Source organism: Aquisalimonas sp. APHAB1-3 (assembly GCF_048323695.1).
GTDB lineage: Bacteria > Pseudomonadota > Gammaproteobacteria > Nitrococcales > Aquisalimonadaceae > Aquisalimonas.
The window spans coordinates 341,973-348,934 of sequence record NZ_JBLWFT010000002.1 but is presented as its reverse complement, the minus strand read 5'-3'; the positions used below and the strand labels follow the sequence as shown (position 1 = coordinate 348,934).

General features: G+C 64.8%; 7 protein-coding genes and 1 tRNA gene. 1 reads left to right on the top strand and 7 read right to left on the bottom strand.

What is annotated here, in order from left to right; translation table 11 throughout:
• Window positions 1–470 precede the first annotated feature (470 nt).
• Window positions 471–896, top strand: coding sequence for a pilin (locus tag ACNSTU_RS06900; protein WP_418212195.1), 426 nt, complete (start codon window positions 471–473; stop codon window positions 894–896).
• A 374-nt stretch (window positions 897–1,270) separates the two neighbouring features.
• On the opposite strand, the gene ACNSTU_RS06895 is transcribed toward ACNSTU_RS06900, so the two are convergent.
• The 7 genes from ACNSTU_RS06895 to ACNSTU_RS06865 form a co-directional block, all read right to left on the bottom strand.
• Window positions 1,271–1,693, bottom strand: coding sequence for an HPP family protein (locus tag ACNSTU_RS06895; protein ID WP_418212194.1), 423 nt, complete (start codon window positions 1,691–1,693; stop codon window positions 1,271–1,273).
• A 106-nt stretch (window positions 1,694–1,799) separates the two neighbouring features.
• Window positions 1,800–3,443 (bottom strand): methyl-accepting chemotaxis protein, encoded by a 1,644-nt coding sequence (locus tag ACNSTU_RS06890; RefSeq protein ID WP_418212193.1) that lies wholly within the window; start codon window positions 3,441–3,443, stop codon window positions 1,800–1,802.
• Between the two features lie 154 nt (window positions 3,444–3,597).
• A tRNA-Met gene (locus ACNSTU_RS06885) sits at window positions 3,598–3,674 on the bottom strand.
• A 159-nt stretch (window positions 3,675–3,833) separates the two neighbouring features.
• Window positions 3,834–4,034, bottom strand: coding sequence for a hypothetical protein (locus ACNSTU_RS06880; protein WP_290636141.1), 201 nt, complete (start codon window positions 4,032–4,034; stop codon window positions 3,834–3,836).
• Entirely contained in the window at window positions 4,018–4,599 is a 582-nt protein-coding gene (locus ACNSTU_RS06875; RefSeq protein ID WP_290636143.1) for a hypothetical protein, read from the bottom strand. The genes ACNSTU_RS06880 and ACNSTU_RS06875 overlap by 17 nt, the downstream gene beginning before the upstream one ends.
• Before the next feature lie 18 nt (window positions 4,600–4,617).
• On the bottom strand, window positions 4,618–5,730 hold the full coding sequence (locus tag ACNSTU_RS06870; protein WP_290636145.1) for a hypothetical protein: 1,113 nt from the start codon (window positions 5,728–5,730) through the stop codon (window positions 4,618–4,620).
• On the bottom strand, window positions 5,711–6,961 hold the full coding sequence (locus tag ACNSTU_RS06865; RefSeq protein WP_290636147.1) for a DUF6175 family protein: 1,251 nt from the start codon (window positions 6,959–6,961) through the stop codon (window positions 5,711–5,713). Before ACNSTU_RS06865 ends, ACNSTU_RS06870 begins: the two co-directional genes overlap by 20 nt.
• Between the last annotated feature and the right edge of the window lies 1 nt (window position 6,962).

The window sequence follows — 6,962 nt, the reverse complement described above, 5'->3', positions numbered from 1 at the left end:
CATCAAAAACCAGCGCCCTTACGACCCCGCGTTGGCCTGACGGCCAACCGGCATGGGGGGCCCGGGATGGCGGACCTGAAGGTCCGCCCTACGGGGTCTACCGCTTGACCCGCAAGACGGTATCTACGGCCCCTACGCCCCGTCACCCCACGTAGGGTGGACGTTCACGTCCACCGCTCATCCTGTCGCCGGGCATCAAGAGTGACGCAAAGCGTCACCTCCTCGAAGCCGGACTGACGTCGGACGACACTTTGCCCTACCCGGCGTTACCAGCGCCAAGACAGAACCCGCGCCATGCAGGGCCCGCGCGCAATGCGCACACCTGGCACGTCTTATGCTTCCTACTCGATCAGAACGTGCTGAACACCTCGCAGGGCGGTTGCACGGTTCTCGAAGTCAGGGCAAAACCGGTCCCGCATTCGCCCCGGATCGGGCGAATCTGACCAAAACCAAAAGGAAGGAGTACCACCATGAAGGCTCAAAAGGGTTTCACACTCATCGAACTCATGATCGTCGTGGCGATCATCGGCATTCTGGCGGCCATCGCCATCCCGCAGTACCAGAACTACGTGGCCCGGGCGCAGTTCTCGGAGTCTCATAATCTTCTCGGCGGTGCGCGCGTCGCTGTTCAGGAGCGGGTCGACGCTGGCAGAACGTTCGAGTTCGACGACCTCGGGCTGCAGACAGACGGTGAGTATGGATCCATCACCTCAAGCGAAGACGTAAACGACGCCCTCTCGTCCGGTGACACTTACGACCTCGTATACACTTTCGAGGACGCCAACCCGAACATCGCGACGGAAACCGTAACTTACACATATACGGCTGGCGAAGGGACGTGGGCTTGTGAAACCACGGTTGCAGCAGAGTATGCGTCCGACTGCGAAACGCCGTAAGCGTCTGCCGTAGAGGGAAAGCAACTGCTTTGCTCTGCAAAGCCCCGCATATGCGGGGCTTTCTTATGGGTACCACCGCCGCTTGAGCAACCCTGACTCCGCCGCAACGTGGCCGCGCACATCCTTCCACGCCACGACACCCACCAGCTGATCTACATCCGGCAAGGGAAAGCTCTCGGCATCGAAGTGCGTGACACTCTGGGAGGGTGTGGGTGCCGGGCAACCGCTTGGTGGTGGACCAGAAGGTCCACCCTACGCCTGGCGGCGGCACTTTCGGGGCTCGTAGGGTGGACCTTCAGGTCCACCTTGAGCGGGAATCGCGCTCAACGTCTTGCTACAACGGACTGCAGGCCCACAGACGCTTGTGACGAAAATCACTCCGTTGCCCGCCGCAGCGCGCCGAGCACGTCTTCCCGCGCCACCACGCCCACCAGTTGATCGCCGTCCATGACGGGGAGGCTCTTGACGCCGAGTTGCACGAGACGCTGGAGGACGCGTGTGAGGGGGCAGTCGGGCGAGACGGAGACCGGGTCGCGGGTCATGATGCGATCGACCGTGTCCCGCATGATCAGATTATAGGGCGGCACGATGTGTTCCGGCCGCAGGGTGAAGGCGCGGAGCACGTCCATCTTGGTGACAAAGCCCACCAGGGCGCCGCTGTCATCGGTAACCGGCATGCCGTTGAAGCCGTGCTGTTCAAACAGGGCCTGCGCGTCGCCCACGGTGGCATCGGACCGTGTGGTGATTGGCCGCGAAGTCATCACGTCGGCCGCGGTGTATTGCACGAATTCGTACATGGCGCCTCCTGTGCGACGGTTCAGCGCCATTGTAGCGAATCAGAAGCCCGGTGCACCCGCTGAAGCGTGCACCGGCCCAAATCGCATCGCCGCATTGTCGCCGCCGTCAGGCGCGCAGCCGTGCAACCGCATGCCGCAGCTGCTCGGCCATGGCGTTGAGGTCATCTGCCCCCGAGCGCGCCTTGTCCATGGCCTCGCCGCTGCTCGTGGCCGCATCCCGAATGCCGCTCACCCGACGGTTGATCTCGTCCGCCGTCGCCGACTGCTCCTCCGCGGCACTGGCAATCTGCGTGTTCATGCCGCTGATACCATCCACCGCACCGGCAATCGTCCCCAGCGCGGTCTCCGTCTCGTTGGAGCGCTCCACCGTCTGCCGCGCACTCTCGGTACGCGCCTCGATGGACTCCGCCGCCTGCCGCGAGCCGCTCTGCAGCCGCTCGAGGATGTCACGGATCTCCTGGGTGGACTGCTGCGTGCGCTGCGCCAGCGTGCGCACCTCGTCGGCCACCACCGAGAACCCGCGCCCGTGCTCGCCGGCCCGGGCCGCCTCGATGGCCGCGTTCAGCGCCAGCAAGTTGGTCTGCTCGGCGATACCATTAATCACCTCCAGCACCGTCTGCACGTTGTCCGACTCGCTGGCGAGCTGGTTTACCGCATTACGGCTCTCCTCCAGCTCCCGGGCCAGGGTACCGATGGCGTCCTTGGTGTAGGTCACCGTCTCGGCACCCGACTGGGTCTCGGACTGCGCCTGGGCCGCCGCCTCTGCAGCAGAGCTGGCGTTCTGAGCCACCTCCTGCACCGTCGCTGCCATTTCGTTCATGGAGCTGGCCAGCTCGTCGGTGTCTTCCTGCTGCTGCCGGCTGTTCTTGTCGGCGTCGCCGGTAAGGTCACGCAGTTGCTCTGCGGAGTTCAGCAGCGTATCGCTGCCCTCGCGCACCTGGTTCACCACGCCCTGCAGGGTGTCGAACAGGCGGTTGAACGTCCGCGACAGGTCGGTGAGCTCGTCACGCCCCGACTCGTCCAGCCGGGCGGTGAGGTCCACCGGCTCCTCCGCCGCCTTCTCGATGCCGCCGATGGTCGAACGCAGTGGACGGGTAATGCTGACAATGACCGCCCAGCCAATGCCGATGACCAGCACGAGCCCGATGACGCTAGTGACGATACTGTTCGTCAGCTCCCGGTTTACGGCAGCATTGATATCGGCCATATAGACGCCGCTGGCGATGACGTAGCCCCAAGGCTCGAAGTAATGGGCCTCGGAGACCTTTTCGATGGACTCTTCCTCGCCGGGCCGTGGCCACATGTAGGCGATTCTCGAGCGGCCATCATCCGACCCCAGGACTTCCCGGGTCATGCGCTCGACGAACAGGTTACCGGTTCCATCGTCCAGCTCGCTCAGGTCCTCACCTTCCAGCTCCGGGGAGACAGGGTGCATCTGCATGATGTTGTCGCGGTTATGCACCCACAGATACTCTTCCCCCAAATAACGGATACCACGCAGGGACTCCAGCGCCTGTTCGCGCGCGGTCTCCCCGTCGATCGCCCCCTCCTGCTCGAGCCCGTGGAAGTGCTGCATGATCGCGATCGCCGTTTCGTTGACCGCCACAGCCTGAGACAGGCGCTCCTCCTGCAGCGACGCCCTGGTGGAGCCCAGGGTCAGAAGAGCATTGATCACGAACACGGCCACGGCGATCCCGAGGATCAGCCAGATACGCTGGCTGACGCGCAGCTTCCTAAGATAGACAAACATGAACCCGCCTCTTGAATAACGTTGTTGTGGTTCGATTTTCGCGTGTTATCGGCGGGTACCGGCGGGAATTGAGTCACGGCTGATGAACGCCACACGACACGAATTAGTCACACCGTGAAGTGGCGCAACAAGATGGGGTGCAGACGAAGAAAAATGGTGGCTACGGGTGGATTTGAACCACCGACCCTCGCATTATGAGTGCGATGCTCTGACCAACTGAGCTACGTAGCCACGGAACTGCGGAAGCGGGATTCTCCAACCGATGGCGAGGCATGTCAAGTCACGCCTCTGCGAGAGGTTTATCGGCCATCGCCATGTCGCAGGGTCGGTGGCTGCGGCCCGGGCAGCCACATCGCCACCGAACACCCGCGACAGGGCGGCCATCAGGGGCTAGCGACGGTCTTCAAGACCATCCATACCCTCACGGTGCGAGCGCTCGGCGTTCTGCCTGTCGCGCTCTTTCTCAGCCTGTTCGGACGCCTCGTCCACGATGTCACCGGGTGTGGTGCAACCCGCCACGGCACCCACCGCGAAGGCCAGCACAACCGCTAGCCCGGCGCGCCGCACCAGAGACTCAGTCGCGCCGCTCATCCAGGGCCTCCATGGCATCGTCGTGCTGCGGGATCGTGGAGCTGAGCTGCTCGTCGTTCATGGCTGCTTCCAGCATGGCGTCGAAGATTTCGCCTTCCACGCGCACGCGATAGAACGCCCGGTACTCCGAGGTGTCCGGGTCCTGGAGCAGCTCACGGCGGTCCACTTCGACGCCGTACAGCTCCTGATCGAAGAAGCTCTCGTAGGCTTCCCGGGCCGTCTCCACGACATCGCCGTCCATGTCGCCAGAGGTTTCCTCGAGAACGCCGGCAGACTCGCCCGCAATGGCCGTTGCCACGCTGCGGCGTGCCTCAGCCTGGGCCTGGCTTTCGGCCAGTCGGCGGCTCTCGCTTTCGCCCTGACCATAGCCGTAGACACCGCCGTCCCCGGCGTCATTGTTGCCCGGCATGTACCAGTCCGGCTCCATGACCCGCTGGTCGGCCATGGGATCGGTCTCCTCGGCCTCCTGCTGGCCGCCCATCATGGCGCAGCCTCCCAGCACCATGGCGCTGAACGATGCGAAAACGAGACCTTTGGCGCTACGACTCACGACTGTCATCCTCATGGGATTCCTCCTGCTACGTCAGTGGTTGTGGGTAGTGTCCTGAAAAAGGGTGCGGGCGCGCTCGCCGGAGATGATGGCGCGGGTAAGCGCACCGATCACGGCGGTCGAGCGGTCATCAACGGCGCTCTCGCCCACCTGGCGCAGGGTGGCACTATTGCTGGCGACCACATCGCCGTCGCGCAAGCTCGCCACCTCTCCCTGCAGCCGGTAATAGGCCTCGCCCGAAATCTCGGTGAGATAGGTCTGGTCAAGCTGGAAGCGCAGAGTCACCGGTGCATCGTCGGCCACGCGGAAGCCGTAATCGCCGAGCACGCGACGCACCGCGCGTTCGCAGCAGTCCGGCACGTCGAGGCGAACCACGGCGTCCACGTCGGGGACGAGGGCAATCGTCTCGGTACGGTCGGTATCACTGTTGACCCGCAGGGAGTCGGCTTCCGGCTGATAGCCATCCGCTTCGATCCGGTAGCGATGGACCCCGGTGGGGACCAGCTGTTGCTGCCTGTTGTCGAGCCGGGTGTCTTCCAGCGTGATGCGCGCGTCATCGGGCTCCACGTCGAAGGTGATCCGGGCGAAGTCCAGATACCGGACCGCGTCCCCGCGCGCTGCTTCGAACGCCTCCACCGCCTGCTCCACCTCGGCGGTGGGGCGGGACGCATAGCCGGCCAGGGCAAGACCGAAATCCGCCCGGTCCACCACGGCCTCCAGGTCTCGCGGGCTCATGGCCGCAAAATCGCGGTCCAGGTCCCGCCGTATCTGGTCCAGCGTCGCGACCAGACCGGAGTCGGGCAGGCGGGCTTCTACCTGGTAGTGATCTTCCGAGGGTTCCGGCGCGGCGTAGTCGACGCCCTCGAAGTATCCCTCCGAGCGGGTTGCGATACGGGAATCCATGGACTCCCGCTCGCCGTCGGCATCAATGGTGGTCCGGACCTCCGTCTCGCCATCCACTTCGGCCACCACCTGCTCGCTGAGGCTGCGCAGGGCGTCGGCGCGGGCGGCGCTCTCACTGTCTCCGTAGCCGGTCGCGCTCAGGGCGACGGGGCCTGCCTTCGCCAGACCCGCGCACAGCAACACCACACCGCTCACGGTAAGGCATGCGGCCCGTACGCCCCGGTTACTCGATGATGATGTCATCGCCGCCACCATTGCCTTCGCCCACGGAGAGAATCAACAGCGCGCCGCTGTCCAGCGTGCGCTCGAGCCGTCCCGGCCCGGCGTAGTGCGCTTCCAGATCCAGCAGCAGATCCATGGCGTCGGACTGATCCGTGCAGCGCAGGGTGTAGTCGAAGCTGTGCGATCCAGCGGCGTTACGGGAGGATTCGGGGCAGACGTCACGCATCATGCGGTGGACCTCACGCCCGACGGTGCGGGTGTCACTGCCCTGGGACGCCACCACCACCACTTTGAACGGCCTGCCCCGTTCCGCCTCCTCCATCCAGCTGTTCTCGATCTGCCGGGTGATGCGGTTGCCCGCCTCGCTGGCGGCCTCTTCAGCAAGCACTCCGTGTCCGGAGACATCCCGCTCGGGAGAGTGCCCGGTGGTAGCACCGATCTGGTCGCCGGTGGCGGTGTAGTACGCCACCGTGGAGACGCTCGATTTCAGTACCTCGGTATCGCCCATGGACCGGCTGCTGTCGTCCACGCCCACGGTGATGTAGATCTCGCTGCCGCTCTCGAGCGCCAACTGGTACATGGGATCGGTCCGCCCCTCCAGCGCCGCCGCCTGTTCCACCATTTCGTTGACTTGCTCGTCGGCACGGGGCACCTCCACGTCGAAGCCCCGCTCCTGCAGGTACTCGGAGATCATGGCAATGGCTGGCCGCGCCTGGTCCTCGCGGTCGGGGTTGTCGGGGAGCACCGCGATACGGGGCCGCCCCACCTCGGCCATGAGGTCGACCCGGTCATCAATCACGTCAAGCCTAACCAGTTCCTCCGACAGCCGCTCGACGTGCACCCGGACTTCCTTCTCAAGGATCCGCTCGTCGCCCTCCTGGCGGCTGCTCATGGGCTGGCTTGTGTCGCTGATGTAGGCGTCGGCGCTGCGGAAGACGTCTTCCTCGTGGCGCTCGAAGGCGGAGCGCGCCGCCTCGTTGGCGAGGATGGGGTGGCTGCCGCCATACAGGGCATACCAGACGGCCGTGCGCCGGGCGTCGTCACTGGCGAGGGCAACCGACTCGCCGACGCCCTCGGCACGAATGGTCAATTCGCTCGCGGACACCGACTCGATCAGGCGCGCCTGGGTGGACTGCGGCACGTAGGTGTCCGGCTCAGCGGGCTTGTCCGCACCACCGCACCCGACCAGGAGCAGGACGCAAGCCGCAGCCCCGGGGGCAAAAAGTCGACGAAGCGATCGTTCCATCATCATG